Source organism: Leifsonia xyli subsp. cynodontis (assembly GCF_050632205.1).
Taxonomy (GTDB): Bacteria; Actinomycetota; Actinomycetes; order Actinomycetales; family Microbacteriaceae; genus Leifsonia; species Leifsonia xyli_D.
Genome location: NZ_CP192578.1, coordinates 2808622 through 2835442, shown reverse-complemented (window position 1 = coordinate 2835442; position 26821 = coordinate 2808622). Strand labels below are relative to the sequence as shown.

The 26821-nt window shown below is 71.3% G+C and carries 20 protein-coding genes and 4 pseudogenes; 11 read left to right on the top strand and 13 right to left on the bottom strand.

Annotated features, from left to right (window positions below; genetic code table 11):
- Positions 1 to 110: 110 nt before the first annotated feature.
- Positions 111 to 917 (bottom strand): annotated as a pseudogene (locus ACQ86M_RS14050) (serine/threonine-protein kinase); the annotation flags it as partial.
- 177 nt (positions 918 to 1094) lie between these two features.
- Here ACQ86M_RS14050 and ACQ86M_RS14045 point away from each other — a divergent pair.
- Positions 1095 to 1532 carry a hypothetical protein gene (locus ACQ86M_RS14045; protein WP_431245918.1) on the top strand — a complete coding sequence of 146 codons (438 nt, stop codon included), beginning with the start codon at positions 1095 to 1097 and terminating at the stop codon, positions 1530 to 1532.
- A gap of 2 nt (positions 1533 to 1534) precedes the next feature.
- Positions 1535 to 2776 carry a serine/threonine-protein kinase gene (locus tag ACQ86M_RS14040; protein ID WP_431245917.1) on the top strand — a complete coding sequence of 414 codons (1242 nt, stop codon included), beginning with the start codon at positions 1535 to 1537 and terminating at the stop codon, positions 2774 to 2776.
- A gap of 19 nt (positions 2777 to 2795) precedes the next feature.
- On the opposite strand, the gene ACQ86M_RS14035 is transcribed toward ACQ86M_RS14040, so the two are convergent.
- Both ACQ86M_RS14035 and ACQ86M_RS14030 read right to left on the bottom strand, forming a co-directional pair.
- Positions 2796 to 3380 carry a substrate-binding domain-containing protein gene (locus tag ACQ86M_RS14035; RefSeq protein ID WP_431245916.1) on the bottom strand — a complete coding sequence of 195 codons (585 nt, stop codon included), beginning with the start codon at positions 3378 to 3380 and terminating at the stop codon, positions 2796 to 2798.
- Positions 3368 to 3811 carry a LacI family DNA-binding transcriptional regulator gene (locus ACQ86M_RS14030; protein WP_431219269.1) on the bottom strand — a complete coding sequence of 148 codons (444 nt, stop codon included), beginning with the start codon at positions 3809 to 3811 and terminating at the stop codon, positions 3368 to 3370. Before ACQ86M_RS14030 ends, ACQ86M_RS14035 begins: the two co-directional genes overlap by 13 nt.
- A gap of 116 nt (positions 3812 to 3927) precedes the next feature.
- On the opposite strand from ACQ86M_RS14030, the gene ACQ86M_RS14025 reads away from it, so the two are divergent.
- The 4 genes from ACQ86M_RS14025 (at position 3928) to ACQ86M_RS14010 (ending at position 12572) form a co-directional block, all read left to right on the top strand.
- Positions 3928 to 5268: an MFS transporter gene (locus ACQ86M_RS14025; protein WP_431245915.1), complete on the top strand. Its 1341-nt coding sequence runs from the start codon at positions 3928 to 3930 to the stop codon at positions 5266 to 5268.
- 16 nt (positions 5269 to 5284) lie between these two features.
- Positions 5285 to 10384: a family 78 glycoside hydrolase catalytic domain gene (locus ACQ86M_RS14020; RefSeq protein ID WP_431245914.1), complete on the top strand. Its 5100-nt coding sequence runs from the start codon at positions 5285 to 5287 to the stop codon at positions 10382 to 10384.
- Entirely contained in the window at positions 10381 to 11853 is a 1473-nt protein-coding gene (locus ACQ86M_RS14015) for an NAD-dependent epimerase/dehydratase family protein (protein WP_431245913.1), read from the top strand. Before ACQ86M_RS14020 ends, ACQ86M_RS14015 begins: the two co-directional genes overlap by 4 nt.
- 176 nt (positions 11854 to 12029) lie before the next feature.
- Positions 12030 to 12572: a hypothetical protein gene (locus ACQ86M_RS14010; protein ID WP_431219265.1), complete on the top strand. Its 543-nt coding sequence runs from the start codon at positions 12030 to 12032 to the stop codon at positions 12570 to 12572.
- A gap of 55 nt (positions 12573 to 12627) precedes the next feature.
- Here ACQ86M_RS14010 and ACQ86M_RS14005 read toward each other — a convergent pair.
- A pseudogene (locus ACQ86M_RS14005) lies at positions 12628 to 13526 on the bottom strand (formylglycine-generating enzyme family protein).
- A gap of 130 nt (positions 13527 to 13656) precedes the next feature.
- Between ACQ86M_RS14005 and ACQ86M_RS14000 the strand changes: the two are divergent.
- The 3 genes from ACQ86M_RS14000 (at position 13657) to ACQ86M_RS13990 (ending at position 17203) form a co-directional block, all read left to right on the top strand.
- Complete coding sequence (locus tag ACQ86M_RS14000) at positions 13657 to 14730, top strand: hypothetical protein (protein WP_431245912.1); 1074 nt, start codon at positions 13657 to 13659, stop codon at positions 14728 to 14730.
- Between the two features lie 98 nt (positions 14731 to 14828).
- Complete coding sequence (locus ACQ86M_RS13995; protein ID WP_431245911.1) at positions 14829 to 16388, top strand: sulfatase-like hydrolase/transferase; 1560 nt, start codon at positions 14829 to 14831, stop codon at positions 16386 to 16388.
- A gap of 5 nt (positions 16389 to 16393) precedes the next feature.
- Entirely contained in the window at positions 16394 to 17203 is an 810-nt protein-coding gene (locus tag ACQ86M_RS13990; RefSeq protein WP_431247894.1) for a trimeric intracellular cation channel family protein, read from the top strand.
- 10 nt (positions 17204 to 17213) lie between these two features.
- Here ACQ86M_RS13990 and ACQ86M_RS13985 read toward each other — a convergent pair whose 3' ends face one another.
- The 3 genes and pseudogenes from ACQ86M_RS13985 to ACQ86M_RS13975 form a co-directional block, all read right to left on the bottom strand.
- Positions 17214 to 17882, bottom strand: coding sequence for a Type 1 glutamine amidotransferase-like domain-containing protein (locus ACQ86M_RS13985; protein WP_431245910.1), 669 nt, complete (start codon positions 17880 to 17882; stop codon positions 17214 to 17216).
- 267 nt (positions 17883 to 18149) lie between these two features.
- A pseudogene (locus tag ACQ86M_RS13980) lies at positions 18150 to 19372 on the bottom strand (DNA polymerase domain-containing protein).
- A gap of 41 nt (positions 19373 to 19413) precedes the next feature.
- On the bottom strand, positions 19414 to 19917 hold the full coding sequence (locus ACQ86M_RS13975; RefSeq protein WP_431245909.1) for a MarR family winged helix-turn-helix transcriptional regulator: 504 nt from the start codon (positions 19915 to 19917) through the stop codon (positions 19414 to 19416).
- Positions 19918 to 20008: 91 nt separating this feature from the next.
- On the opposite strand from ACQ86M_RS13975, the gene ACQ86M_RS13970 reads away from it, so the two are divergent.
- Positions 20009 to 20959 carry an NADP-dependent oxidoreductase gene (locus tag ACQ86M_RS13970; RefSeq protein WP_431245908.1) on the top strand — a complete coding sequence of 317 codons (951 nt, stop codon included), beginning with the start codon at positions 20009 to 20011 and terminating at the stop codon, positions 20957 to 20959.
- Here ACQ86M_RS13970 and ACQ86M_RS13965 read toward each other — a convergent pair.
- The 4 genes from ACQ86M_RS13965 to ACQ86M_RS13950 all read right to left on the bottom strand — a co-directional run bounded on the left by ACQ86M_RS13965 (position 20956) and on the right by ACQ86M_RS13950 (position 24481).
- A complete protein-coding gene (locus ACQ86M_RS13965) occupies positions 20956 to 21321 on the bottom strand; it encodes a UBP-type zinc finger domain-containing protein (protein ID WP_431245907.1) in 366 nt (121 codons plus the stop codon). The genes ACQ86M_RS13970 and ACQ86M_RS13965 overlap by 4 nt on opposite strands.
- Before the next feature lie 17 nt (positions 21322 to 21338).
- Positions 21339 to 22628 (bottom strand): APC family permease, encoded by a 1290-nt coding sequence (locus ACQ86M_RS13960; RefSeq protein WP_431245906.1) that lies wholly within the window; start codon positions 22626 to 22628, stop codon positions 21339 to 21341.
- A gap of 129 nt (positions 22629 to 22757) precedes the next feature.
- Entirely contained in the window at positions 22758 to 23579 is an 822-nt protein-coding gene (locus tag ACQ86M_RS13955) for an ABC transporter permease subunit (RefSeq protein WP_431245905.1), read from the bottom strand.
- Positions 23576 to 24481: an ATP-binding cassette domain-containing protein gene (locus ACQ86M_RS13950; RefSeq protein WP_431245904.1), complete on the bottom strand. Its 906-nt coding sequence runs from the start codon at positions 24479 to 24481 to the stop codon at positions 23576 to 23578. The genes ACQ86M_RS13955 and ACQ86M_RS13950 overlap by 4 nt, the downstream gene beginning before the upstream one ends.
- A 195-nt stretch (positions 24482 to 24676) precedes the next feature.
- On the opposite strand from ACQ86M_RS13950, the gene ACQ86M_RS13945 reads away from it, so the two are divergent.
- Complete coding sequence (locus ACQ86M_RS13945) at positions 24677 to 24814, top strand: hypothetical protein (RefSeq protein WP_431219253.1); 138 nt, start codon at positions 24677 to 24679, stop codon at positions 24812 to 24814.
- A 26-nt stretch (positions 24815 to 24840) separates the two neighbouring features.
- On the opposite strand, the pseudogene ACQ86M_RS13940 reads toward ACQ86M_RS13945, so the two are convergent.
- Both ACQ86M_RS13940 and ACQ86M_RS13935 read right to left on the bottom strand, forming a co-directional pair.
- Positions 24841 to 25535, bottom strand: a pseudogene (locus ACQ86M_RS13940) (SDR family oxidoreductase).
- Positions 25536 to 25557: 22 nt separating this feature from the next.
- Positions 25558 to 26781, bottom strand: a complete 1224-nt coding sequence (locus ACQ86M_RS13935; RefSeq protein ID WP_431245903.1) for an MFS transporter — start codon at positions 26779 to 26781, stop codon at positions 25558 to 25560.
- Positions 26782 to 26821 lie beyond the last annotated feature (40 nt).

Sequence of the window (26821 nt, the reverse complement as noted above, 5' to 3'; positions counted from 1 at the left end):
ACTATCCGCGCCTGAGCGCGTAGGGGGCCTCCGCGGCTGGGCCTAGGAGGGAACAGCAGCCTCCCGGTCCGCCCGCAGGGCCCGCGCGCGGCGGTCGCGACGTCGGCGGCGGACGGCCTCCGCGACGGGTCGGCCTGCGTCATCCACTGGATGAGCGCACCCCAGCGGTCGGGGATGTCGTCCGGCATCGCGGGGTCGCGGTTCAGTCGCGACAGAGCGGAGCCGACGGGCGTGCCCGGGAACGCGACGGTCCTCGTGAAGCACTCCAGCAGGACGAGGCCCAGCGAGTAGATGTCCGACGCCGGCGTCAGGGGCTCGTTGCGCACCTGCTCGGGGCTCAGGTAGGCGGCCGTGCCGAACGTCTCCTCGGTGAACTCCTGCGGGTGCGTCGCGTGGATGGCGATGCCGAAGTCCGTCAGCCTCGCCCGCGGCCGTGAGAACCGGGTGCCGTAGTCGACGATCATGATGTTCGTCGGCGTCACGTCCCGGTGGATGACGCCGCGCGCGTGGACGTATTCGAGCGTCTCGGCGACCTCGAACGCGATCTCGCCGATCTGCCGGGTCGTCAGTGGCCCGGCGTGCAGCACCGCGCGGAGCGTGCTGCCGTCGACCAGTTCGATGACCAGGAACGGGCGGGGGTCCCTGGGTGACGAGTCGTCGACGCCCGCGTCGAGGATCGACACGACGCCGTGGTGACGGAGGCCGGCGAGCACGCCGACCTCGGCCCGGAACCGTGCGACGTCGTCCTCGCTTCCGGAGGAGAACAGCTTGACCGCGACGTCGCGGCCGAGGTTCTCATCCCGAGCGCGGAAGACCATTGAGGTGCCGCCGCGCGCGAGCAGCCGCTCCGGGCGGTACCTTCCGAGCAGAAGCGGAACCGGGGTCTCGGGTCTGTTCACCTCAGTATTTTCCGGCATTTCCGGGATCACCACCGCGGGGTAGACGGTGAATCGAAGCCGGGGTAATGGCGCGCATCGCCACCCCGCGGCGGCCTGCCGGGCCGGGTCGACAAGGCTGTGGAGCGCGGTTACCGTGGCAAGGACCCCCAAACCGCCGCCCGTTCGGCGTGCCCTGAAGTGAAATGGAGTGTCGAGATGGCCGGACCCATCCGCATGGTCGCGGCCGCGCTCCTGCTCGCTCTGGGACTGACCGGGTGCAGCAGCGGCGAGACGTACTCCCCACAGACGTCGAGTCAGTTGCAGCACGCGGTGCTGGATGTGGCGAACACGGCCCGCGCGAACGACTACGCAGGGGCACTGACGAAGCTGGCCGCCCTGGAGCAGCTGAACGATGCGGCGCTGAAGAAGGGTTCCATCAGCACGGCCCGGCATGACGCGATCGCCGCATCCATCGCCACGATCAGGGCCGACCTGAGCCGGTTGCAGGATGCGGCGGAGAAGGCGCAGCTGCAGCAGCAGATCCAGCAGCTTCAGCAGCAACAGCAACAACAGCAGCAGCAACCAGGCGACGGCAAGAAGGGCGACAAGGGCGGCGACGGCGGCAAGAAGGGCGACGGGAAGGGAGGCGACTGAGCATGTCGACCACCGATGAGATCCCGGCGGCCGCAGCGGACGGCGCCGGCCGGCTGATCGCCGACCGGTATCGCATCCTGGAGCGGATCGGGCACGGCGGGATGGCCGAGGTGTTCCGCGCGCAGGACCAGGCCCTCGGCCGCGACGTGGCGCTGAAGATCTTCCGTCCCGAGCTCGCCTCCGCGGAGGACCTGCGCCGCCAGGAGGGCGAGGTGCGTCTGCTCGCCAGCCTGTCGCATCCCTCGCTGGTCACCCTGTTCGACGCCACCCCCGACGGCGACGGGCGCGGCGTGCTCGTGCTGGAGTACGTCAAGGGCAGCGACGCCCGCGCGCGTCTCGCGGACGGGCCCCTCCCCGGCCCGATCGTCGCTGCCATCGGCCTCGACATCGCCAAGGCCCTGGCGTACATCCACGGTCAGGGCGTGGTGCACCGGGACATCTCCCCGGCGAACATCCTGCTGCCGGAGTCGCCGTCGACGGGAGTCGCCGCCAAGCTCACCGATCTGGGCATCGCCCGGCTGGTCGACGACGGGAGGATCACCGCGACCGGTTCGGTGATGGGCACCGCGAGCTATCTGAGCCCGGAGCAGGCGCTCGGCCGGCCCCTGAGCGGCTGCAGCGACGTGTACTCGCTCGGCCTCGTCCTGCTGGAGTGCCTGACCGGGCGCCGGGAATTCGGCGGCAGGCTGGCCGAGTCCGCCGCGGCCCGGCTCACCCGCGATCCGGAGATCCCGGCCACGCTCGACCCGCGGTGGCGTGCGCTCCTCGCTGCGATGACGGCGCGGGAACCGGAGCAGCGGCCCACGGCGCAGAGTGTCGCCTCCGAGCTCCGGATGCTGCTGGACCAGGAGGCGTGGATCGGCGGAGCCGCGGACCCGGCGGATGTCGCCACCGCGCGGATGGAACACGCGACCACGGCGATTACCGGCACCGGCCCGACGCTGTTGCTCCCGACCTCCGCTGGGGACGCCCCGCCGCCCACCGTCCCGCTCGCGCCGCTCGCCGCCGAGCCTCGCGCGGAGAAGGGTCCGGCGCCCGCCTTCCGTCGCCCTCGAGCGCTCACGCTCGTGCTGGCCGTCGATGCGCTGATGGCCGTCCTCGCGATCGTCGCCGCCGTCGCTACGCTGTCGACGACGGATCACACCGCCCCCGACCCCGTCGGCGGCTACCCTCCGGTCAGCGGAACCTTGGGCGACCACCTCAAGCAGCTCGAAGACCAGGTCTCACGCGACTGGACGCCCTGACTCCCTGGCAGCACGTTCTTCAGGAGTCGGGAGCCGCTGCGGTGGACTCGCGGACGACGAGCTGCGCCTCGGTCTCCGGCCCCGCTTCCGGCGGCGATGCGTCGGTCACCGCGCTCAGCGCCAGTTCTGCGACGTAGCGTCCGAGCCCGGCAGTGTCGATGCGCACGCTGGTGAGGCTGGGGACGAAGAGGGAAGCGAGGGGGCTGTCGTCGTGGCCGACCACGGCTATGTCTCCGGGCACGGAGTGCCCGGAGCGGAGGACGGCGCCGGCGACCAGTGCCGCGATGTCGTCGTTGTAGGCGATGACGCCGTCGATTCCGCCCGCCAGCCAGGTCGCGACCACGTCGGCCGCGTTGCCGGGGTCGATATCCGCGTCGGCGGCGAAGCCCGCGCCGGTCCGCTCGACGAGCGTGCGATCCGCGAGGGTCCGACGACTGCGCACCAGGTCGGCGACCCGCGGATCCGCCGAGCCGGCGAAGGCCAACGCCGTACGGCCGGCGGCGAGCAGGTGCTCGACCTGCAGCCGGGGGCCTTCGGTGTACCGCAGACCGACTTCGTCGGCTTCCGCGTGATCCTCCCGGACCGCGGCGATCAGGTGTTGCACGCCGCTCTCCCGGATCTCGGCGACCATCTTCCGGGGGAGGGGGCCATGCCGACGACGACGTCCGGGCGCAGGGTCTCCCACAGCGGCTGCGCCTGGCCTCCGGGGTGCGGGGTCATGGTGACGAGCGAGTAACCGGCCCGGTCCAGGACGAGGGATGCTTCGTCGAGGTGCGTCCGCATGCTGTAGTCCATCGGCCAGTCCGGGAGGATGAGCAGCACGATGCGGCTCTGCCCGCTGCGCAGCGCCCGGGCTGCGGTGTGGGGCCGGTAGCCGAGGCGCTTGGCCTCCGTGAGCACGCGTTCACGGGTCGCCGGCGAGATGGTCTGGCCGGGCGTGTTGTTGAGCACGAAGCCGACGGTGGCGCGCGAGACGCCCAGCGCCCGCGCGACATCGGCCGCGGTGACCCGCTTCAGCGCTTCTGAATTCGGCACGCGCACTCCTTCGACTCCCTGACTCTATCTTCTACTTGCACGTGCTAGCCAGTGCCCTCTATAGTAGCTGCACTAGCTCGTGCTAGCCCCTTCCCCTTGACGATGGAGTCACCGCGATGACGAATCCCACCAGCGACGAACCGGTCGTCGCAGCGCTGCCGACGCCGATCCCGAGCCCGACCGTCCACCCGGACGTGGTCGCCGAGCAGAGCCAGATCCCGCCCGAGCTTCCCAAGGTCAGCGCCCGCTACATCTGGTTCATGGTGCTGGCCCAGTTCGGCGTCTTCATGGCCTTCATCACCCCGATCGCCATCTCGCTCGCGATCCGGATCCAGGCGCTCGCGCCGGGCCACGCCGAGTACCTCGGGTACATCACCGGCGCGGGCGCTCTATTCGTGATGCTGAGCGCGCCGTTCATGGGCGTCTGGAGCGACCGGACGCGTACGCGCATCGGCCGTCGCCGGCCGTTCATGATCGGCGGCATGGTCGTCGGAGTCGTGTCCCTCGTGTGGATGGCCGTCGCGCCCTCGGTCCTGCTGCTCGGCGTCGGCTGGATCATCGCCCAATGGGGCTGGGGCACGGTGCTGAGCAACCTCCAGATCTCCACCGCGGACCGCCTCCCGGAGTCGCAGCGCGGCAAGGTCGGAGGCCTCAACGGCTTCGCGACGCAGATCGCACCGGTGTTCGGTGTCGTCATCGCGCAGTTCTTCACCGCTGACGCTCTGCTGCTCTTCCTGGTGCCGGGCGCGGTCGGCGTAGTGCTGGTCACCCTCTTCGTGACCCTCGTGCACGAAGACGACAGCCGCGGTCTGCCGAAGGATCAGCTGACCCTCGGGCGGCTTCTGAGCAAGTACGTCTACAAGCCCGCGCAGTTCCCCGACTTCTCGTGGAACTGGCTCGCGCGCTTCCTCTTCTACTTCGGCTTGACGCTGAACACGACGTTCACGGCCTTCTTCTTCGCCGAGCGCCTCGGCGTCGGCGTCGACAAGGTGGCGGGCGTCATCGCGGCCCTCGGCGGCATCGGCGTGCTGGCCACGACAGCCGGCGCGCTGGGCGGCGGCTTCCTCTCCGACCGGCTGCGCCGTCGCCGGCTGTTCCTCGTCGTCGGCGGCCTCGTGATGGCCGTCGGCATGGTGACGATGGCCTTCTCCGCCTCCCTCCCGGTCCTGATCGCGGGCTCCCTCGTGGTCTCGCTCGGCATCGGCCTCTTCGCCGCCGTCGACCAGGCCCTGCTCCTGGACGTCCTGCCCGAGAAGGACACGGACGCCGGACGTTTCATGGGCATCACCGGCTTCGCCACGTCGATCCCGCAAGCCGTCGCACCGCTCGTCGCCTCGGCGATCCTCCTCATCGGCGTGACCGGGGATCACAAGAACTACACGCTGCTCTTCGTCATCGCGGCGGCCCTCGTCCTCCTGGGCGGGCTCGTCGTCCTCCGCATCCGCTCTGTCCGCTGATCCCGTAAGGCTTGCCATGACCGTCACCGTCACCCCCGTCCGCTTCGAACACCACCGCGACGCCCTCGGCATCGGCGAGGCCGCGCCGCGGCTGAGCTGGATCGTCGAGGAGGCGCCGAGCGACTGGGCGCAGGCCTCCTACGAGGTGGAGACCGCGTCCGGCGAATCCGTTCACGTGAGCAGCCGCGAATCGGTGCTCGTGCCGTGGCCGTTCGCCGAACTGGCGTCGCGTGAGCGCGTGCGGGTTCGCGTGCGCGTGACGGGTGAGGACGGCACGACCTCCGAGTGGTCCGAGTGGTCCGACGTCGAGGCGGGGCTCCTGCAGCCGGCCGACTGGGCGGCCGAGCTCGTGACCCCGGCTCCGGGAGCCGCGGCACTGCTTCGTCGCACGACGGAGCTGCCCGCGAAGCCGGTGCGCCGGGCGCGCGTGTACGCCACCGCTCACGGCCTGTACCAGCTCGAGATCAACGGCCGGCGCGTCGGCGACGACGAGCTGGCGCCGGGATGGACGGCCTACGATTCCCGCCTGCGCTACCAGACCTACGACGTCACGGACCTGGTCGAGGGCGGTACGACCACGATCGGCGCGTGGCTCGCGGACGGATGGTGGCGGGGCTACCTGGGCTGGGACGGCCGCCGCGAGTGGTACGGCACCGAACTGGGGCTGCTCGCCCAGCTGGAGGTCGAGTTCGAGGACGGCGACCGGCGGGTGATCGCGACGGATGCGGCGTGGGAGAGCTCCGCCGGGCCCATCGTGTCCGCCGACCTCTACAACGGTGAGCACTTCGACGCCCGGCTGCTCGACCCCGGCTGGTCTACGCTCGGCGGGGCGACGAACGGCGGCGCGGCGGACGGGTGGACCCCGGTGACCGTCTCCGAGTTCGACACCGGTCTGCTGGTCGCCCCCGACGGGCCGCCCGTGAGGGTCACCCAGACCGTTCCCGTGGCAGACGTCATCGTCTCGCCGTCAGGCCGCACCATCCTGGACTTCGGTCAGAACCTCGTCGGCCGTCTGCGGATCACCGTCTCCGGCGAGGAGGGCGACACGGTCGTCCTCCGGCACGCCGAGGTGCTCGAGAACGGGGAGCTCGCCACCGAGCCGCTGCGCGGCGCCGAGGCCACCGACACCTACGTGCTCCGCGGGAGCGGCACCGAGGAGTGGGCCCCGCGGTTCACCTTCCACGGCTTCCGCTACGCCGAGGTGACCGGATGGCCCGGCGAGTTCCACCCGTCGGCGGTCGTGGCCGAGGTGCTGCACTCCGACCTGGATCGGACGGGATGGTTCGCCGCGTCGGACCCCAAGGTCGACCGGCTGCACCAGAACATCGTGTGGGGGATGCGCGGCAACTTCGTCGACGTCCCCACGGACTGCCCGCAACGGGATGAGCGACTCGGCTGGACCGGTGACCTCCAGGTCTTCGCCCCGACGGCCGAGTACCTGTTCGACACCAGCGGCTTCCTGACGTCCTGGCTGAAGGACCTGGCCGCGGAGCAGCAGCGGTACAGCGGCACGCCGATGGTGGTCCCCGCGATCACGACCGGCTACACCGGTCCGATGGCCGGCTGGGCCGACGCGGCCACCGTGGTGCCGTGGACGATGTACCAGGCGAGCGGCGACCTCGAGGTGCTCGGCCGCCAGTTCGACTCGATGGCCCGGTGGGTCGCCGAGGTGGAGGCAGCCGCCGGCCCCGACAGGATCTGGTCGGCCGGCTTCCAGTTCGGCGACTGGCTCGACCCCTCCGCCCCGGTCGGGCGCCCGGAGGCGTCCGCCACCTATCCCGAGATCGTCGCGACCGCGTATTTCGCGCGCTCGACGCGGATCGTCGCCGACGCGGCGGCTCTTCTCGGGCGGCCCGAGGAGGAGCGGTTCCGGGCACTGGCCGACGAGGTCGCCACCGCCTTCCGCCGCGAGTACGTCTCCGAGTCCGGCCGGCTCCTGTCGGACTCCGCCACCGCGTACGCGCTCGCGCTGCAGTTCGACCTCGTCGGGGGCGCGGTCGCCCGGGCCCGCGCCGCCGATCGCCTGGCCGAGATCGTGCGCTCGAGCGGGTTCACGATCGCGACCGGCTTCATCGGCACCCCGCTGATCTGCGACGCGCTGTCGGCCAACGGACACCTCGACACCGCCTACAAGCTCCTGTTCCAGACGAAGGCGCCCTCCTGGCTCTACACCGTCGACCAGGGCGCCACCACGATCTGGGAGCGGTGGGACTCGCTGCTCCCCGACGGCACGGTGAACCCCTCCGGTATGACGTCGTTCAACCACTACGCGTTCGGCGCGATCGGAGACTGGCTGCACCGCGTGGTCGCCGGCCTGGCCCCGGCGGCCCCGGGCTACCGGCGCATCGCCGTCGCGCCTCAGCCGCCCCGGCGCGGACTGACCTCCGCATCCGCCCGGCTCGACACGCCCTACGGCACGGCGGAGAGCGGCTGGGTGCTGGAGGAGGGCAACCTGCGACTGGCCGTCCGCGTGCCGGTCGGCGTGACCGCGGATGTCGTGCTGCCCTCCGGAGCACACCATGTCGTCGGCCACGGCGAGCACGAGTTCGCCGAGCCGTTCGAGTCCGACCAGGACACGCAGCTGACGGTCACCGTCGACACCCCGCTGGGAACCCTCATCGAGAGCGCGGAGGCGATGGCCGTTCTCACCGGGGTCATCACCAAGCACATCCCGGAGGCCGCCGAGCACATGGAGTCGGGACTCCGCGGGCAGGAGGCGACCACGCCCCGCCAGATCGCGGGGATGCTCCCCGGCCCGGATGCCGTGCTCGCCGACCTGGAGCGCGGCTTCGCGGCCGTCAGCGCGGGCGAGCCGATCCCGGCCGACGTGCTCTCCTCGCCCGAGCCGACCGCGGACGACGACACACTCGCCCGTGAGGCGGCCCTCCTCACGGGACGCGACTTCTGGTCCACGAGGGAGGGCGACGGCATCCGATCCCTGGTGCTCGTCGACGGCCCGCACGGAGTCCGCCGCCAGGCCGGAACCGCGGACAACCTCGGCTTCAACCAGAGCATCCCTTCGACTTGCTTCCCGCCCGGAGTCGGCCTGGGCTCCACCTGGAACCCCGCTCTCGTGCGCGAGGTCGGTGCGGCGCTGGGCCGCGAAGCGCGCGCCCTCGGCGTCGACGTGCTGCTCGGCCCGGCGATCAACATCAAGCGGTCGCCGCTCGGCGGCCGCACCTTCGAGTACCTCTCGGAGGACCCGCGCCTCACGGGAGCCCTCGCCACCGAGTACGTCCACGGCCTCCAGAGCACGGGCGTCGGCGCATCCCTCAAGCACTTCGCCGTCAACAACCAGGAGACGGACCGGATGCGCGTGGACGCCCAGGTCGACGACCGCGCGCTGCGCGAGATCTACCTGCCCGCCTTCGAGCAGGTCGTGACGGAGGCGCAGCCGGCGACGGTGATGAGCGCGTACAACGCGATCAACGGGGCGTTCGCTTCAGAGAACGAGTGGCTGCTGACCGAGCTGCTGCGCGACGAGTGGGGCTTCGAGGGGCTGGTCGTCTCCGACTGGGGCGCGATCAAGGACCGGGTTCAGGCGCTGAAGGCCGGCCTCGACCTGGAGATGCCCGGGACCGGCGACGAGGGCACCGAGGCGATCCTGGCCGCCGTCCGCGACGGACGCCTCGACCGTTCCGTCGTCGAGCGCAGCGTCGCCCGGCTGGCGCGACTCGCCGAGCGCACTGCTGCCGCGGCCGGGGACGACGGCGGCGGCCGCGCCATCGACGCGGACGCCCACCACGACCTGGCCCGCCGGGCGGCGGGCGAGGCGGTGGTACTGCTGCGCAACGAGAACGCGACACTGCCGCTCCGGCGGGGGCAGCACGTCGCCGTCCTCGGGCAGCTGGCGGTGGAGCCCCAGTTCCAGGGCGGCGGCAGTTCGCACGTGAACCCGACCCGGCTCGACATACCGCTGGAAGAGCTGCGCGAGCGGCTCGGGCACGATGTCGTCTTCGCCGCGGGCTACGACCGTAAGAACGCGGAAGCGGATGAGCGTCTACGAGGAGAGGCGGTGGAGGCGGCCCGCAACGCGGACGTCGCCGTGGTCTTCGCCGGCCTGTACGAGGAGGACCAGTCGGAAGGGTTCGACCGCACGCACATCGACCTGCCCGAGTCGCACGTGCACCTCATCACGGCCGTCGCGGCCGTCGCGGCCCGCACGGTCGTCGTGCTCTCGAACGGCGGTGTCGTCTCGCTCGAACCGTGGCACGACAGTGTCGACGCGATCGTCGAAGGATGGGCGCTCGGCCAGGCCGTCGGCTCCGCGCTCGCGAGCGTGCTCACGGGCGAGATCAATCCCTCCGGCCGGCTGGCGGAGACGATCCCGCTGCGGCTTGCGGACACCCCGTCGTACCTCTCGTTCCCGGGAGAGAACGAGGTGGTCCGCTACAGCGAGGGCGTGTTCGTGGGCTATCGGTACTACACCGCCGTGGGCCGGGAGGTGCGCTACCCGTTCGGGCACGGCCTGAGCTACACGACGTTCACGTCCGGGCTCGAGGTGGAGGTCACCGGCGCCGACTCCGCCGTAGCGCGCGTCACGGTCACGAACACCGGCCCGGTCGCCGGAGCCCACGTGGTCCAGCTCTACGCGGCGCCGACGCATACGCCCGTACGGCGGCCGGTACGTGAACTGGCCGGGTTCGCGAAGGTCTCGCTGGAGCCGGGAGCCTCGACGACCGTCGAGCTGCCGCTCGGCCGCCGCGCCTTCGCGTTCTGGGACACGCCGAATTCCCGCTGGTGGGTCGCGCCGGGCGGCTACGCCGTCCAGCTCGGCGCCTCGGCAGCGGACATCGTCGCCGAGCGCACCATCGAGCTCGACGGCGATGTGGATGCGCCGCAGGTGCTGTCGCTCGAGTCGACCGTCGGCGACTGGTTCGGCCATCCCGTGGTCGGTCCCGCGCTGATGCAGGCGATGATGGCGGGGGCTTCGGCGGAGCAGCTCGCCGCCGCCGAGTCCAACGGCAACATGCTGAGGATGGTCGAGTCCATGCCGATGGGGCAGTTCGCCCGCTTCCCCGGCGTCGAGATCCCCGACGAGGCGCTCGACCAGCTGATCGCGCTCAGCACCGACGCCGATGCGGCCCACGCCGACCTGGCGGGAGCGCAGCAGTGACGGCCGTCGATCCGAGGACCCGCGTCCTGCTGACCGGAGCCACCGGCAACTGGGGCCGCGCAGCCCTCCGCGAATTCCGCGAGCGCGGCGACAGGATGCGCGTCGTCGCGTTCGCGCTCGACACGCCCCAGGACCGGGCCGTCCTGGGCGAGTTCGCCGACATGGAGAACCTCGAGGTCTTCTGGGGCGATCTGCTCGACTACGCCGACGTCCAGCGGGCGATCCAGCACGTCGATCTCGTCCTCCACGTCGGCGCCGTCGTCTCGCCGGTCGCCGATGAGCACCCGGCCCTCGCCCAGCGCGTGAACATCGGCAGCATGCAGAACATCATCCGGGCCGTCGCTGCGCTGCCCGACCCGGCCTCGGTCGGCGTGGTGGGCATCGGCTCGGTGGCGGAGACGGGCGACCGCACGCCGCCGATCCACTGGGGCCGGGTCGGGGACCCGCTCCGGGTGTCGCAGTTCGACGAATACGGGCAGACCAAGGTCGTCGCCGAGAAGCTGCTGATCGAATCGCGGCTCCCGAAGTGGGCGTGGCTGCGCCAGACCGGCATCTTCCACCCGGGGATGCTCGCCCTCCGCGACCCGATCATGACCCATTCCACCCTGGGAGGCGTCATGGAATGGGCGACCGCCGAGGATTCCGCGCGGCTCCTCGCCGGGATCGCCGAACGCGACCTTCCTGAAGAGTTCTGGGGCGGGATCTACAACATCGGCGGCGGCGAGGAGTGGCGGCTGACGAACTGGCAGCTGCAGACCGCGATCAGCGGCGCCCTCGGTGTGTCGGATGTGCGCGGCTGGTACAACCGCAACTGGTTCGCCACACGGAACTTCCACGGTCACTGGTACACCGACAGCGACCGGCTGAACGCGCTCGTCCCGTTCCGCCGCGACACTTTCGCCCAGGCACTCGAACGCGCCGTCGCGACGCTCCCGGACTCCGTCCGGTCGGCCGGCCGGGTACCGGGGTGGATCGTGAAGAACCTGGTCATGCGGCCGCTCACCCGGAAGCCGCGCGGGACGATGCACGCCATCGCGCACCACGACGAGGCCGCCATCCGGGCCCATTTCGGCTCGCTGGAGGAGTGGCGGGCGATCGGCGACTGGACGACGTTCGCCGTCCCGCAGCCGTCGCGGACGCCGTCGTTCCTCGATCACGGCTTCGACGAGGGCAAGCCGCCGAGCGCGTGGGATCGCGCCGACTATGCACGGGCCGCGGAGTTCCGCGGCGGCGAGCTCGTCTCGCCGGTCGTCCCGGACGGGCGTCCGCGTGAGCCGCTGATCTGGAGCTGCGCCTTCGGGCACATCTTCGCGGCCAGCCCCTTCCTCATCCTCGCCGGCGGCCACTGGTGCCCGGACTGCACGCGCGACAGCGCCGGCTACGAGCGTCAGGCCGAGCGCAACCCGTTCCTCGCCCAGCTGTACTCGTCGCAGACCCCTGCGCTGCGCGGCGAAGCGACCCACCGCTAGCGGCTCGTCAGAAGGAGCACCGTGTCGATTCGAGCCCTGGCGTTCGGGAGCGCCTGGCGAAGCTCTGAGTCGCGGTCTAGGCCGGGTCGCGGGCACTGTCTATTGCCCGGCCGCGCCTCCGCCCTACGGTGACCGAAGGCCGGGATCCCGACCTCCCACACGAGACAGGAGGAACCATGTCAACGAAACCCGCGACCGTGGCCGTTGCGACGTACGCCACGAGGGATGCGGCGGTGGAGGACTACGAGGTGGTCCGGGGCGCCAAGCACCAGGGCCAGCTCGACCACATCGCCATCGCCGTCATCGTCAAGGACGAGAACGGTGAGCTGAAGGTGGACCGCCACGACTCGTCCGCCAAGCACCTCGCCTGGGGCGGCGCCATCCTCGGCGCCGCACTGACCGTCATCGTCCCGCCCGTCGGGATCGCGACGCTGGCCGCCGGCACCACGACCGGCGTGCTCGCCGGCGCAGGTGGCATCATCGGGCACTTCCACCGGAACATCCCCAAGGAGACCATCGAGCAGATGGGGGCGCTCCTGCAGTCCGGGAACGCCGGACTGCTCATCGTCGCGGTGGATCCGAAGGGCGTCGACATCGGGGCGCTGCTGACGAACGCCCAGAAGAAGGTCGTGACCGCCGACGTCCAGGACGACAAAGACGCGGCGGAGGACGCCCTCGAAGCCGCGTTCGACCAGATGTCGGTGAAAGAGGCCGCCTAGCCTCAGGCGCCGCGCAAGATGAGAGACGCCTCGGTGCGTCTCTCATCTTCTGCGTCTACGCCGTCGCGTCTTTCGCGCAGCGGAACCCGATGTGGGTGGTCGACGTGTCGTCCGACTGCGGCGACCGCGCAGCGGGACGGAACCGCAGGCAGTATTCGGGACTGCACAGGTACGAGCCGCCCTTGAGGACGCGGCGCGGCGAGGCAGCCGGATCGGAGGCCCCTGCGGCGAGCAGGTTCGGGCGGGATCCCGCCTCCACAGCTGCCTCGCCGGGGATGACGTGCCGCGGCGCGTAGACGTCGCTCGTCCACTCCCACACGTTCCCGATCATGTCGAAGAGGCCGTAACCGTTCGCCGGATACGAGCCGACCGGAGCCGGCGCCGCTCCGAACCGCCCGCGGTTGTCGTAGGGGAAGCGCCCGATCCAGGAGTTGGCGCGGGCCTCCCCGCCGGGATAAGGCTCCTCGCCCCACGCGAACCGCGCGCCCTCGACGCCCCCGCGCGCCGCGAACTCGTGCTCGGCTTCGGTCGGCAGCCGTTTGCCCGACCAGGCCGCGTAGGCGACGGCGTCCTCGTAGGCGACCTGCACGACCGGCCGGTCCATGCGGTGCTCGATGGACGAACCGGCGCCCTCGGGGTGCCGCCAGTCCGCGCCGGGCTCCCACCGCCACCAGTTGCGCCACTCCCGGAGGTCGACGGGTCCGGGCGTCATCGTGAAGACCATCGAGCCGGGCATCCGCTCGTCGTCGCTCAGCTCGGGGAAGAGCTGGGCTTCGAGGGCCGCTCCGCCACCGTGACGTAGCCGGTGGCGTCGACGAACGAGGCGAACTCCGCATTCGTGACCTCGTAGCGGTCGATCAGGAACGTCTCGACCCTGCGCCGGTGCACCGGCTGCTCGTCGGGATAGAACTCCGCGGATCCCATGCTGAAGGTCCCGCCCTCGATGCGCACCATCTCCCCCATGCGCGGATGCTACCGCCGGTGATCGCGCCCCCGCGAGCAGGCAACTGCATATCGGACGCGTACAGGCCGGTCCTACCTTTGGTCGATCACCGGATGCACCGGATGCGAAGAAGGTCACGTCATGAACGGCAGCACACTCGCAGTCCTCCTGGCCTGTTTCTCCGACGCGAAGGGCGCGGGCAAGGCCCGCAGCCGATTGGATGCGGAACTCCGCTCGACGGGCGCCCCTGTGCTGGATGCCGTGGTGCTCTCCGTGAACAAGCGGCACCGGGCGACCGTGCACGATCCCCGCAGAGTGGTCGCCGGCACGGTGGTCCCGTTCGTCACCTGGGGGCTCTTCGGTCTCGTCGCCAGCGGCTGGGTCGGCGCCGCGATCTGGGGTCCGGTGGGCGCGCTCTGCGGTTTCCTCAACACCTACTACAGCCTCCATCTCGCGTCGAAGGCGGAGCTCGCCACGATCGGGCAGCAGCTGCCCGCCGATTCCTCGGCGCTTCTCCTGTTCGTCGAGACGCGGGACCCGGAGGGCATGCTGACCCGCGCCGCCGGGCTCGCGCCGGAGAGCGCCAGCGTCGTCGGCATCGCGGACGACCTCAGCGTCGCGGGATCGACGTGGTCGGCGGCGGCGACCGGTGAGGCGCCTCCGGTCGCCGGCGGCGCCGCGGAAGCGCTTCTCAGCATGATCCTGGTGCGGTACCGCCAGCCGGAGACCGCACGCGCCATCGCCGCACGGGTGAAGTCGGATCGAGCGGTGGCGAAGGCCGCGCAGCTCGACCTGGTGATCCGAACCGACCCGCGAGGGCGCAGGCATGTGGCCGATCCATCCTTCGGCGTGGCGGCCACGGTCCGCGGCAACATCGTGAGCTGGGGGCTGTTCGGCCTCGTGTGCGGGGCGATCGCGGGCGCCTTCGGTGGCGGCATCCTGCGCACCGGTCTCGCGACCGGCATCGGCTGGGCGGTCTTCGGCATCTTCGCCGGGGCGCTGTACGGGCTGTGGGCAGGCCGCAGCGTCTCCGCGCGGCGCCTGCGGAGCATCTCGTCGCTCCTGCCCGACGGAAGCTCCGCCATCCTCGCCTGGACCTCCGGCCGGCCGCCCGGGCCGGTCCTCGACTCGCTCTCCGACATCGCCTCGGAGCACGCCATCGTCGACTTCGTCCCGTCGGGCTCAGGCGCCGTCGTCCGCAGCGGCGGTCTCTGAGCGCAGCAACTGTATATCCACGCGGCACGGGCCGGTGTCATAGTCCGTCTGTCCGGCCCGCACGCACGAACCCGCACACACGAAAGGACGGCACGGAAATGCCTGACAAGCCCAACATCGTGGTCTTCTTCTGGGACAACTTCGGCTGGGGTGAGCTCGGCTGCTACGGGGGAGGTGTCCTCCGCGGTGCTCCGACGCCCCGCATCGACGCGTTCGCCGACGATGGCCTCCGGCTGCTCAACTTCAACGTGGAGTCGCAGTGCACGCCGTCCCGGTCGTCGCTCCTGACCGGGCGGCACGCCATCCGCTCGGGAACCGGTGCGGTCGCCGTCGTGGGCCCGGACGGCCTCACGCGCTGGGAGGTCACCATGGCCCAGGCGCTGTCGGATGCGGGCTACGCGACCGGGATGTGGGGCAAGTGGCACCTCGGGTCCGACCCCGCGCACCGCGGACCCGTCGACTTCGGTTTCGACGAGGCGGTGTGGTCGCCCCGCACCGCGGACGAAGTGTTCTGGGCCGCGCAGTCGTACTTCCCGAAGGGCACCGTCAGTGCCAAGCCGTACGCGGGCGACACCGAGATCCCGATGGAGTACCAGACCATCTACTCGCGCAAGAAGGGCGAGGACCCGGTGCCGGTCTCCCCGTACGACCCGGAATGGCGCGCCGGATTCGATCGCAAGATCACCGAGTGGGCGATCGACTTCATGCGCCGCAGCAAGGACGACGGCAAGCCGTTCTTCATGTACCTGCCGTACACGCAGGTGCACGCGCCGACGATCCCCGACCCCGAGTACGCCGGGAAGACCAAGCACGGCAACTGGGCCGACATCCTGACGCAGATGGACGACTTCACCGGCATGGTCCTCGACGAACTGGAGGCTCTCGGGCTCGCCGAGGACACCATCGTCGTGTGGTCGTCGGACAACGGCGCGGATTCGACCTACCACTTCCCGAACAGCGACCCCGACCCGGTGGGCGGAGTCTGGAACGGCTTCAACGGGCCGTGGCGCGGCTCCCTGTTCACGTCGCTCGAGGGCTCCAACCGGACGCCGTGCATGGTCCGCTGGCCGGGCAAGGTGCCCGCGGGCCGGGTGAGCAACGAGATGGTGCACGAGGTCGACCTCTTCACCACGCTCGTGCTCGCCGGAGGTGGCGAGGTCCCCGGCGATCGGACGATCGACGGGATGGACATGCGCGACTTCCTGCTCGGCGACGCCGACGAGTCCGGCCGCGACACCGTCCTCTGCATCCAGGGCAACCGGCTTCAGGCGATCAAGTGGCGGCAGTGGAAGGTGCACCTGTTCCAGCAGGACGACTTCTACTCCACGTGGTCGGCATACAGCTTCCCGCACGTCCACAACCTGGAGTGGGATCCGCGGGAGGAGCATCAGATCGACTTCCCGCACGGTTGGGCGGTGCATCCCATGGCCGCGGCGGCGAGCGCGTTCCTGAAATCGCTCGCGCTGGAACCGCCGATCAAGCCGGGGACCCCGGACCCGTACACGCCGCCGGAGCCCGGCACGCTGGTGCCGCAGGAGCACCTGCAGATCGGCCCGATCATCCAGTACGTCACGACGCTGCACGAGGCGCAACCGGCGGCCGTGGATGTGAAGGATCACCACCCCGACCACGGCATGACCGGCCACGCGGGGGCGTGAGCATCATGCTCGAGCAGGTCGTCGCGGCGTCGCCGATCACCATCGGCGGCTGGAAGTGGACGGGTGACTTCACCACCCTGGACCTCATCGCGGCCTCGACGAACGCCCTGAACGGCGCCCTGCTCGCCCGGCGCCCCGACCACTACAAGAACTTCACGGTGATCGGGGTGCTCGGGATGGCGCTCCTGATGGGCCTCGGCGGCGGCATCACCCGCGACGTGATCGTCAACCAGGTGCCCGGCGCGCTCACAAACCCCGCGTACATCACCCTGGCGCTCGTCTTCGGCGTCATCGGCTACCTGCTCGCCTACGGGCAGGGGCAGCTGTTCCGGGAGGGCGTGTTCCAGTTCTTCACCTCGTTCTCCCTGCCGCTGTACGCGATCGTCGGCGCGCAGAAAGGCGAGTCGGTGGGGCTGCCGATCCTGGGCGTCCTGGCGCTCGCGGTGATCGGCCCGACGGCGGGACGCTGGTTCGTGGATGTGTCGAGCGGCGTGACGCCGAAGCATTTCATCCAGGGCGAGTGGTTCGTCAGCATCGCGGCGCTGACCGGGATCGTCTGGATCTGCTGCACGGCTCTCGGCCTGAACACCTGGTGGGCCGCGGGGATCTCATTCGTCGTCGGCTACGTCCTCCGCATGGTCGCGCTGTACCGCGGGTGGGAGGAGCCGCTCGCCAGGGAACCCGCCGGCGTCTACAAGCACAGCGACGGCAGGCCCCTTCTCGGGCGCAAGATCGCGGGCAAGTCGGAGCGCGAGCTGCGCGATCTCGGGCTCGTGATCGAGGCGGAGGGGCCCCGGCCGGGACGAGGGGCGTGATCGCGGGCGTTCAGCTGTCGAACTGCTCCCAGTGCCCTTCGCTGATCACCTCGACCCGGTCGCCGATCACCGAGATCGCCGTCTGCTCATCGATCGCGTACGACCGGCCCGGGATGCGCTCCGCCCAGCGCCTGGCGGCCTCCAGCGTGTTGCTCGTCCAGCCGGGGTAGTCGAGGTGCGGGAAGAGCGAGAAGTCGACCAGTCCGAGCGTGTCGTCGGGGCCGTCCGGCTGCCAGTCGAGGAACTCCCGGCCCACCCGCGGGGTCATCACCATGCTGCCCGCGCTGACCCCGACCCAGACGGTGCCGGCGAGCTCGGGCAGCATCGCCGCGAGCCCCGAATGCAGCATCCACGTGAAGAGGTAGCGGGCCTCGCCGCCATCGACCAGCAGCACGTCGGCGTCGCGCACCCACGGCATCCACCGCTCCTCGGCGACGGTCGGCAGCGCGGTGAGTTCGAGCACGCCGACCGATCTCCAGCCGAGGCCGACGAGCCCGGGGTCGTCGCGACGGCCTGCGGTCGACAGCCAGACGCTCCGCGGGTCGCACGCGGGCTGCCCCCACTGCGCGGTCGGGATGAAGAGGGCGTCGCTCTCGGCGATCGGTTTGCCGAGCATGCCGATCAGCGCTTCGCGGATCGATGCGTTCGTGACACCGCCGGATGTCAACAGCAGTTTCATCCTGTTCCTCTCGTTCTGCGGGCCCCGACCCCCAGTACGCGTGACGTTTCCGGGCAGTTCGGCGTTTTGCTCTGCGATCTCCCAGGAGAAGTGGCGCAAGATTTCTCAGTTGCCCCCTTCACGATAGGAACCTCATGAGCTCGCTTCGCGATCACATCGAGCGCACGCTGCCCGTTGCCGATCTCGCTCTGGCGGCGGAGACCCCGTCCGCCCCCGCGACCGGAGCCATCAGCCTGCCGGCGCAGCCGTAGTACCCCGCCTCCCCGCTCACGCCCGGCCGGCCCACGGGTCGTAGTCGGCGAGCAGCGCCCCCTGCTCCGGCCGCTCCGCCTCCGGCACGTGCTGGAGGTTGATGCGCACGCGATACCAGAGAGAGCTCGCGCCGCGCATCCCGTCGACCAGCTCGTCCGCGGGGTGGAGTTGCGCTGCGGCGTCGGGATGGGCGTCCTTCCACTGCGCCAGCGCATCCATCGCCTCGGGCTTGGTCTTCGTCCGCGCGATCTCGATCAGCGGCATCTGCGACACGCGCCGGCCCTCGCCGTCGCCCGACCGCGGCGGCTTCTCGGCGGGGCCGAGCTCCTTCGCCAGGGCGAGGAGCGCATCCAGTGATCCCACCGCCTCGTCGAGGCCCGCGTGCGGGTCGCCGCGCTCGGCGAACCGCTCGAGCACCGAGCCGACCGTGAACTCCTCCGGCCGCCGGGAGCGGACCTCGTCCCAGTCGAGCGGCGTCGAGACGCGCGCATCCGGCAGCGGTCGGATGGAGTAGGCGGAGGCCACCGTGCGGTCCTTCGCGTTCTGGTTGAAGTCGACGAACACGCTCTCGCCGCGCTCCTCCTTCCACCAGCGCGCGGTGGCCATGCCGGGTGCGCGGTTCTCGACCTCGCGCGCCAGCGTCTCGGCCGCGAGCCGCACGTCGGCGAAGCTCCATTCCGGCCGGATGCGGACGAGGATGTGGAGGCCGCGCGACCCGCTCGTCTTCGGCCAGCCGACCAGGCCGTGGTCCTCGAGCACGTCGCGGGCGATGAACGCCACGTCGACGATCTGCGACCAGTCGACGCCCGGCATCGGATCGAGGTCGACGCGCAGCTCGTCGGGATGGTCGAGGTCCTCCGCCCGGACAGCGTGCGGGTTGAGGTCGAGGCAGCCCAGGTTCGAGACCCAGGCGAGGCCGGCGGCGTTGCGCACGACGGTCTCCTCGGCCGAGGTACCGCGCGCGTAGCGCAGGGTCGCCGTGTCGATGTAGGGCGGGTGGCCCTCGGGCACGCGCTTCTGGAAGAACGGCTCCTGCGAAAGCCCCTTCACGAAGCGCTTCAGCACCATCGGCCGACCGCCCGCGCCGCGCAGCGCCCCTCGGCGACGGCGACGTAGTAGCGCGCGAGGTCGAGCTTGGTCAGCCCGGGCTCGGGGAAGACGACCTTGTCCGGGCTCGAGATGCGCACCTCCTCGCCCTCCACCTCGAGGAACGTCTCGGACTTCGACGACGGGCTCATGCCGCCACGTTATTCGCGTCGGGGCCGCCGGGCCAGGGGCGCTAGGAGGCGCTTCGGCCCTTGCGGCGTGCGGCGGAGCGCGGCGGCAGCGCGCGCATGTGCTGGACGACCGGGGTGAGCACGCGCTCGAGCGTGCGGACGTCGTCGCGCGGGATCGCATCCAGGAACATCCGGTGCAGCACGTCGATGTGCCCCGGGAAGACGGCCGCCAGGCGCTTGCGTCCGGCGTCGGTGATGGTGACGGTGGTGCCGCGTTCGTCGTCCGCCGAGGGCGCGCGGGTGACGAGGCCGGCCTTCTCGAGCAGGCCGGCCTGGTAGGTGAGGCCGCTGCGGCTGTAGACCACGCCGTCGGCGAGCTCGGTCATGTTCTGGCTGCCGTCGGGGGCGTCGCCGAGCCGCGCCAGGAGCTGGAACTGCACGTAGCTGAGGTCGCCGGCCTCCCGCAGCTGCTGCTCGACCGCGTGCCGGAGCAGGCTCGTCGCCTCGATGAGCGCGAAGTAGGCGCCGAGCTCGGACGGGTCGAGGGCGGGGGAGGCGTCGTCCATCCGGCAAGTATACGTTGCTTCGAATTCGAAGCGGTGCTAGAGTCGGCCTATTGCTTCGAATTCGAAGCAGATAACGAGAAGAGGAAGCATCATGAAGGCAGCGCGATTCCACCAGTACGGCGGCCCCGAGGTCCTGAGCTACGAAGACGTCGAGGCGCCGGTTCCGGGCAGCGGCCAGATCCGCATCCATGTCGCCGGTGCGGCGTTCAACCCGGCCGACAACGGCATCCGGAGCGGTAACCTGCGCGAGGCGATCCCCGTCTCGCTGCCGCACGTGCCGGGCTACGACGTGTCCGGTCGGGTGGATGCACTCGGTGACGGCGTCGACGGCTTCGCGGTGGGGGATGCCGTGATCGGCTTCCTGCCGATGGTCGCCGACGGCGCCGATGCGGAGTACGTGGTCGCGCCGGCCGACGCCCTCGCCCCGGCGCCGACGAGCATCCCGTTGGTGGATGCGGCGGCGCTGCCCTCGGTCGGGCTGACCGCCTGGCAGGCCCTGTTCGACGACGCCGGACTCTCAGCCGGTCAGCGGCTGCTGATCAGCGGCGCGGGCGGTGCCGTCGGTGGGTACGCGGTGCAGCTCGCCAAGCGGGCCGGGGCGTACGTGATCGCGACCGCGAGCCCGCGCAGCCGTGCCGCGGTACTGGCGGCCGGCGCCGACGAGGTGATCGACCACACCGACACCGAGGTCGTCGCTGCCGTGGGCGAGCCGGTGGATGTGCTGCTCAACCTGGCGCCCATCTCACCGGACGAGTTCCGCGCGCTGGTCGGCCGCGTGCGCGACGGCGGGGTGGTCGTCAGCACGACGGCCTGGATGCCGGCCCCGGCCGATGAGGAGCGCGGGGTGCGCGCGGTCGACGTCTTCGTCCGCAGCGACGTCGATCAGCTGACCGAGCTCGTCGGCCTCGTGGACCGCGGCGAACTGACCGTGCAGGTGGACCGGCGGGTTCCGCTCAGCGACCTGGCCGCGCTGCACGCCGAGGCGGCCTCGGGTGCCCTGCGCGGAAAGGTCGTCGTCGTCCCCGGCGCCGCTGCGGCCTAACGATGCTGCTGCAGCTGCCGCTCCCAGTCCCGCGGGACGCGGTCGGCCGGGCCGGGAACGGTCTGGTCGACCGGGTGGCTGACCGGCGGCGCCAGCTCCGGGCCGTCGATGAACGACCCGGTGCGGTAGTCGTAGAACCAGTCCTCGCCGGGCTCGAAGCTGCGGATGATCGGGTGCCCGGTGCTCTCCGCGTGCTTGGAGGCGTGCGTGTTCAGCGAGTCGTCGCAGCATCCGATGTGCCCGCATTCGGCGCAGCGCCGAAGGTGCAGCCACCAGTCGCCGGTCTGCATGCACTCGGCGCAGCCGGGTCCGGTCGGGGCGGCCTGAGGGTCGATGCCGCCGGTGCTGGTCGCGTCGCTCATGGTCTCGTCCCCATCCCTCATCGCGTTGCCTGGTCGCGCCTGTTCGCAGCATCCGGTGCCACTCGCAGCCGCACCAGACGGTAGCCGATTCCGACCGCGAGGACCAGCAGCCCGGCGACGACCGACCCCACCGGCAGCGTGGCGACGAGCACGACGCAGCCGACCGCACCGACCAGCGCCAAGGCGCGCGGGTACCGGCGGTGCGTTCGGTCCTGCGTCCAGGCCGACGCGTTCGCGATGAGGTAGTACAGCAGCACGCCGAACGAGGAGAACCCGATCGCCCCGCGCAGGTCGGTCACCGCGATGAGCACGCAGACGACCAGCCCGAGCACGAGTTCGGCCCGGTACGGCACGCGGAATCGCGGGTGGACGGCGGAGAGCCACACCGGCAGGTCGCGGTTGCGGGCCATCGCGAGGCTGGTCCGGCCGATACCCGCCACCATCGCGAGCAGCGCGCCGAGGGCGGCCGCCGCGGCCCCGACCCGCACGATCACGGTCGGCCAGGCGGCCCCGCTCGTCTCGGCCACGGCGTTCAGCGGGGCGGTGGCTCCGGCCAGCCCCGCCGGCCCCAGCGCGTGCAGTGCGGAGGTCGCGACGAGCGCGTACACGACCAGCACGATCCCGAGGGCGGAGGTGATCGCGCGCGGGATGGTGCGCGCCGGGTCGACGACCTCCTCGCCCATCGTGGCGATGCGCGCGTACCCGGCGAAGGCGAAGAACAGCAGGCCGGCGGACTGGAGTACGCCGTACAGCGAGACCGGCGCTCCCGGCGCACTCGCGCTCGCCGCGGTGTGCGTGAAACCGATCACGACGGCGACCGTCAGCGCGATCAGGGAGACGCCGACGAGGATGCGCGTGAGCAGCGCGGTGCGCGTGACTCCCCGCGTGTTGACGATGGTGAGCACGACGACGGCCAGGATGGCGACCGGCTTCACCCACGGACCGGGCACGGCGTACGTGGCGAAGGTGAGCGCCATCGCCGCCGAGCTGGCGGTCTTGCCGACGACGAACGACCATCCCGCCAGGAAGCCCGGCCACTCGCCGAGGCGCTCGCGGCCGTACACGTAGGTCCCGCCCGAGGTCGGATACTGCGCGGCGAGCTGGGCGGAGGAGGTCGCGTTGCAGAGCGCGACGATCCCCGCCAGCAGGAGTCCGATCAGCAGCCCGGCCCCGGCGGCCGCCGCAGCGGGGGCGAAGGCCGAGAACACCCCGGCGCCGATCATCGAACCGAGCCCGATGGTGATCGCGTCGCCGAGACGGAGCCGCCGCGCGAGGGCGTCGGCGGGTGGAGTGGATGCTGCGCTCACGGCGTGACAGACCGACCTTTCTCCGCACGACGTTTCGACGGCGTGCGGATGAAGTGTACGGGAGCCGGGCGACGAGACGGTGAGGCTCGGAGGGCGCCGTTCGCGGCTGCGGCCGCGCCCTCCGAGCCGTCAGACGTCGCGCGTCGCTGTCGTGACGCCCGCCACGATTCCCGCTACGGCCGCCCAGGCGACGACGACGAGCGCGCTCTGCCACGACTGGAGGTCGCCGTTGGCGACGCCCGACATCCCCGAGCCGGCCGCATCCAACATGTAGCTGGCTGCGGACGCGGCCCATTCCGCCTGGGTGAGCTGGGCGAGAAGGTTCATGACGAGCGGCAGGATGAAGAAGACACCGACCACCGTCGCCACGGCTCCCGCGGTGCTGCGGAGGATCGCGCCCACGAACAGGGCGAACATCGCGCAGAGGCCCAGGTAGGCCGCCGTCCCGAACACGGACCAGAGCACCGTCGGTGGAAGCTTCCCCGAATCGGTTGCGATGTGCTGCGCGGACAGGATCGGAAGGGACACGGCCCACGTGGCGGCGGCGGACACGAGGCCCATGATCGTGCCGGAGAGGAACAGCACCAGCGCCTTCGCCGCGACCACGGGCAGCCGGGTCGGGACAGCAGCGAAGCTCGAGCGGATCATCCCGGTGCCGAACTCGCCGGTGATCGTCAGCACGCCGAGCACGCCGACGGCGAGGAGCCCGAACCGCCAGCCGAGGGTGGCGGTTCGTGCGATCAGTGCTGAGCCCTCGGGCGCCGCTGCCGCCTGGGCCGCCATCGACGAGACGCCGTAGAGCGCGAGCACGCTCACGCCGATGCTGGTGGCGAGGGCCGCGAGCACGGCCCACCACGTGGAGCGGAGGGTGAAGAGCTTCGTCCACTCCGACGCGACCACGCCGGAGAAGGCGAGTCGCGAGTTCTGAAGGTAGGGGTTGACCGTGGTCATCGTGCTCCCTCCGTCCGGTACTCGACGTCGTCCCGCGTCAACGCGAGGTACGCGTCTTCGAGCGTGGGGTCGACCGGGGTCAGTTCGTAGACGGGGATGCGGAGGTCGAGCGCGATGTCGGCTATCGCCTCCGGGGTGGTGCCCGACACCTCTGCCGAGTCGTCGTCGATGATGCTCACGGAGGTGCCGTCGAGGGCCGCAGTGAGCTCGGACAGTCGTGGGCTGCGGACGCGGACCGACCCGCGGGACGCCCCCGCGATGATCTCGTCCACCGGGGCGTCGGCGAGCACCCGGCCCCGGCCGAGCACGATGATGTGGTCGGCGACCTGGGCCATCTCGCTCATGAGGTGCGACGAGAGGAAGACGGTGCGACCTTCGGCCGCGAGGCTGCGCGCGAGGCCGCGCACCCATCGCACGCCCTCGGGGTCGAGGCCGTTCACCGGCTCGTCGAGGATGAGCACGCCCGGATCCCCGAGGAGCGCCGCCGCGATGCCGAGGCGCTGGCCCATGCCGAGCGAGAACTCGCCGACTCGTTTGCCCGCGACCGAGGAGAGCCCGGCCAGCCCGATGACCTCGTCCACGCGTCCGCGGGGGATGCGGTGCGTCGCCGCCAGGGCGGAGAGGTGATGGTATGCGCTGCGCCCGGGATGTGCCGCCTTCGCGTCGAGGAGCGCCCCGACCTCCCGAAGCGGGGCTGCGAGCCGGCGGTACTCGCGGCCCGCTACGGTGGCGCGACCGCCATCCGGTCGATCGAAGCCCATGACCATGCGCATCGTGGTCGACTTGCCCGCACCGTTCGGGCCGAGGAAGCCGGTGACCCGGCCGGGGCAGATGGTGGCGGTGACGTCGTCGACCGCTGTCCGGTCACCGTACCTCTTGGTGAGGTTCTCGAGTTGGATCACGTGCGATGGCCTTTCCGTTAGCGGGCGCGAAGCCCTTGTCTTCTTCAGACGAGCGCTCGCGCTTCTTATGACGGTCGGGGTGCGAATCATCGATCCGCTCCCGCTGTTCTCCTAGTGGGCTGACGGAGCCCGATGGACCAGCCGCGGGGACGGGAGTACGGTCGCGCGGTCAGGACCCAACGGAAGGATGACGCGATGAGCGACGAGAACCAGCGCCCCGATGCGGACGAGCTGCCCGACGGGTCGGGCTCGGACGGCAGCGCGCCGGAGCCCGGCGAGGACACCACCTCGGGCGGCGGTCCGGACGAGAGCAAGGCCGCGCAGGGCAAGTAGCCGCGCGAGCGTCGCGGTCGAGGGGCTCAGCGGCGGCGGAAGGGCCGCACGCTGAGCGACTCGACCGTGCCCGACGCGGGCAGGTCAACCGCCACGCGGACGGTCGCGGCCACCATCTCCGGCGTGATCGTGTACGCCGTGTCGTACTGGAGGCCCTCTCGGGCGACGAGCGCCCGCTGCATGTCGGTGTCGACGCGTCCCGGGTGGATGCTGCTCACGCGTACGCCGTGCGGCCGCTCCTCCTCGCGCAGCGCGTCGGTGAGCGCCCGCAGCGCGAACTTCGATCCCGCGTAGACGCCGCCACCCGGCCCGCTGGCCAGCCCGGACCCGCTGTTGATGGCGACCACGAGCCCCTGCGCGGCCCTCAGCGCGGGCAGCGCCCGGCGGGTGAGCGCCGCGACGGCGAACACGTTGACCTCGAACACGTGCCGCCACGTGTCCAGGTCCGTCTCCTCGACCGTCCCGCCGTCTTCCACGCCCGCCGAGTGCACGAGCACGTCGAGTCGCCCCGGCAGCGGGGGAGCGATGCGCCGACCAGGTCGGCCACGTACGGCTCGGCGGAGGGCAAGGTCGCGACGACGGCCTCCACGGCCGAGGAATCCCGGCCGCCGACGAGCACGTGGTGGGATCGTCCCAACTCGACGGCGATCGCCCGGCCGATGCCGCGTGACGCACCGGTGACGAGGGCGACGGGGCGGGCGGAGTGGGCGGATGCGGTCATCCTCCGAGCCTACGCGGGCGCGTCAGGCCCGGCGCAGCATCCGGAGCCCGGCCGGGACCGACAGCAGGGCGATCGCTGCCACGAAAACGACCAGTACGGGGACGAGCGGCCAGAGGACGAGCGCGACGCCGACCAGCAGTACCGGCAGCGCCAGCCCGATGTAGGCGATCAGGAAGATGGCGGCCAGCACCTCGCCGCGACGCTCGGGGGCGGCCAGCGACGCGGCGGCCGCGATGGCCGATCGGAACTGGAGGCCGACGCCGGCGCCGGCGAGCACGCCGCTGACGACGAACACCCCGAGGGAGGCGAGCAGCACACCGGCCGCGAGTCCGGCCAGCCCGAGCAGCATGAGCACGAGGGCGAGCACGAGCTGCGCGCGGGCGGACAGCCGGCCGAACACGATCTGCGAGACGGCCGAGGCGGCGAAGACCGCGAAGGGGACGGCGCCGGCGAGCAGGTGGGAGGTCTCATGCAGCGTCCCGGCGAGCACGCTCGGCGCGAGGGAGGTGAAGAGACCGAAGACGGCGAACCCGGCGAAGGCGGCCACCGCTGCGGCCGAGAACGCGCCACGGGCCTCGGCGGGCAGGGAGATGCGCTGCGGCCGGTACGCCGGGCGCTCCTCCGCCCGCTCGACGGTCTCGGGCACGAGCGCCACGGCGACCGCGGCAACGGCCAGGATCACGAGGAACACCGCGTACGGCAGCAGCAGGGGAGCGGGCAGGAACTGCGCGAACGCGCCGCCGATCAGCGGGCCGAGAGCGAGGCCGCCGGTGTTCACCACGGTGGACACGGTGCCGGCGAGGCGCGGACCCTCCTCGGGTCGGGCGACCGCCCGCAGCTCGCTGAGGTGCGCCGTCGCGCTCGCCGTCAGTGCGCCGACGCCGATGCCCGAGAGGGTGCGCGCGACGATCAGCCCCGAGATGTCGTTCCAGACCAGGAACAGAGCGGCGGCGAGGATCTCGACGAGCACCGCGATGAGCACCATGCGCCGGCGGCCGGCCCAGTCGCTGAGGTGCCCGATGAGGAACAGGCTCGCGATCACCCCGACCGCGTAGGCGGCGAAGATGACGGTGACGACCCAGGTGGGGAAGCCGTCGCGCGCCTGGTACAGCGCGTAGAGCGGCGTCGGGATGGTCGAGAACGCCATCACCGCGAGGAACGCCGCGGCGATGACCCAGAAGCCGGCCCCGTGACGGAGGCGGAAGGGGCGGCGATCGGTGGTCGGGGCTTCGAGCATGGTGGTCATGGTTGAAGGATGCTCCTCCGGAGCTATCGAGTCCAACGGA

What these genes read in the sequence shown, in the direction of transcription:
- ACQ86M_RS14045 (WP_431245918.1), top strand. Translation starts at nt 1,095, where the DNA reads ATGGCCGGACCCATCCGCATGGTCGCGGCCGCGCTCCTGCTCGCTCTG.
- ACQ86M_RS14040 (WP_431245917.1), top strand. Translation starts at nt 1,535, where the DNA reads ATGTCGACCACCGATGAGATCCCGGCGGCCGCAGCGGACGGCGCCGGC.
- ACQ86M_RS14025 (WP_431245915.1), top strand. Translation starts at nt 3,928, where the DNA reads ATGACGAATCCCACCAGCGACGAACCGGTCGTCGCAGCGCTGCCGACG.
- ACQ86M_RS14020 (WP_431245914.1), top strand. Translation starts at nt 5,285, where the DNA reads ATGACCGTCACCGTCACCCCCGTCCGCTTCGAACACCACCGCGACGCC.
- ACQ86M_RS14010 (WP_431219265.1), top strand. Translation starts at nt 12,030, where the DNA reads ATGTCAACGAAACCCGCGACCGTGGCCGTTGCGACGTACGCCACGAGG.
- ACQ86M_RS14000 (WP_431245912.1), top strand. Translation starts at nt 13,657, where the DNA reads ATGAACGGCAGCACACTCGCAGTCCTCCTGGCCTGTTTCTCCGACGCG.
- ACQ86M_RS13995 (WP_431245911.1), top strand. Translation starts at nt 14,829, where the DNA reads ATGCCTGACAAGCCCAACATCGTGGTCTTCTTCTGGGACAACTTCGGC.
- ACQ86M_RS13990 (WP_431247894.1), top strand. Translation starts at nt 16,394, where the DNA reads ATGCTCGAGCAGGTCGTCGCGGCGTCGCCGATCACCATCGGCGGCTGG.
- ACQ86M_RS13985 (WP_431245910.1), bottom strand. Translation starts at nt 17,882, where the DNA reads ATGAAACTGCTGTTGACATCCGGCGGTGTCACGAACGCATCGATCCGC.
- ACQ86M_RS13975 (WP_431245909.1), bottom strand. Translation starts at nt 19,917, where the DNA reads ATGGACGACGCCTCCCCCGCCCTCGACCCGTCCGAGCTCGGCGCCTAC.
- ACQ86M_RS13970 (WP_431245908.1), top strand. Translation starts at nt 20,009, where the DNA reads ATGAAGGCAGCGCGATTCCACCAGTACGGCGGCCCCGAGGTCCTGAGC.
- ACQ86M_RS13965 (WP_431245907.1), bottom strand. Translation starts at nt 21,321, where the DNA reads ATGAGCGACGCGACCAGCACCGGCGGCATCGACCCTCAGGCCGCCCCG.
- ACQ86M_RS13955 (WP_431245905.1), bottom strand. Translation starts at nt 23,579, where the DNA reads ATGACCACGGTCAACCCCTACCTTCAGAACTCGCGACTCGCCTTCTCC.
- ACQ86M_RS13945 (WP_431219253.1), top strand. Translation starts at nt 24,677, where the DNA reads ATGAGCGACGAGAACCAGCGCCCCGATGCGGACGAGCTGCCCGACGGG.
- ACQ86M_RS13935 (WP_431245903.1), bottom strand. Translation starts at nt 26,781, where the DNA reads ATGACCACCATGCTCGAAGCCCCGACCACCGATCGCCGCCCCTTCCGC.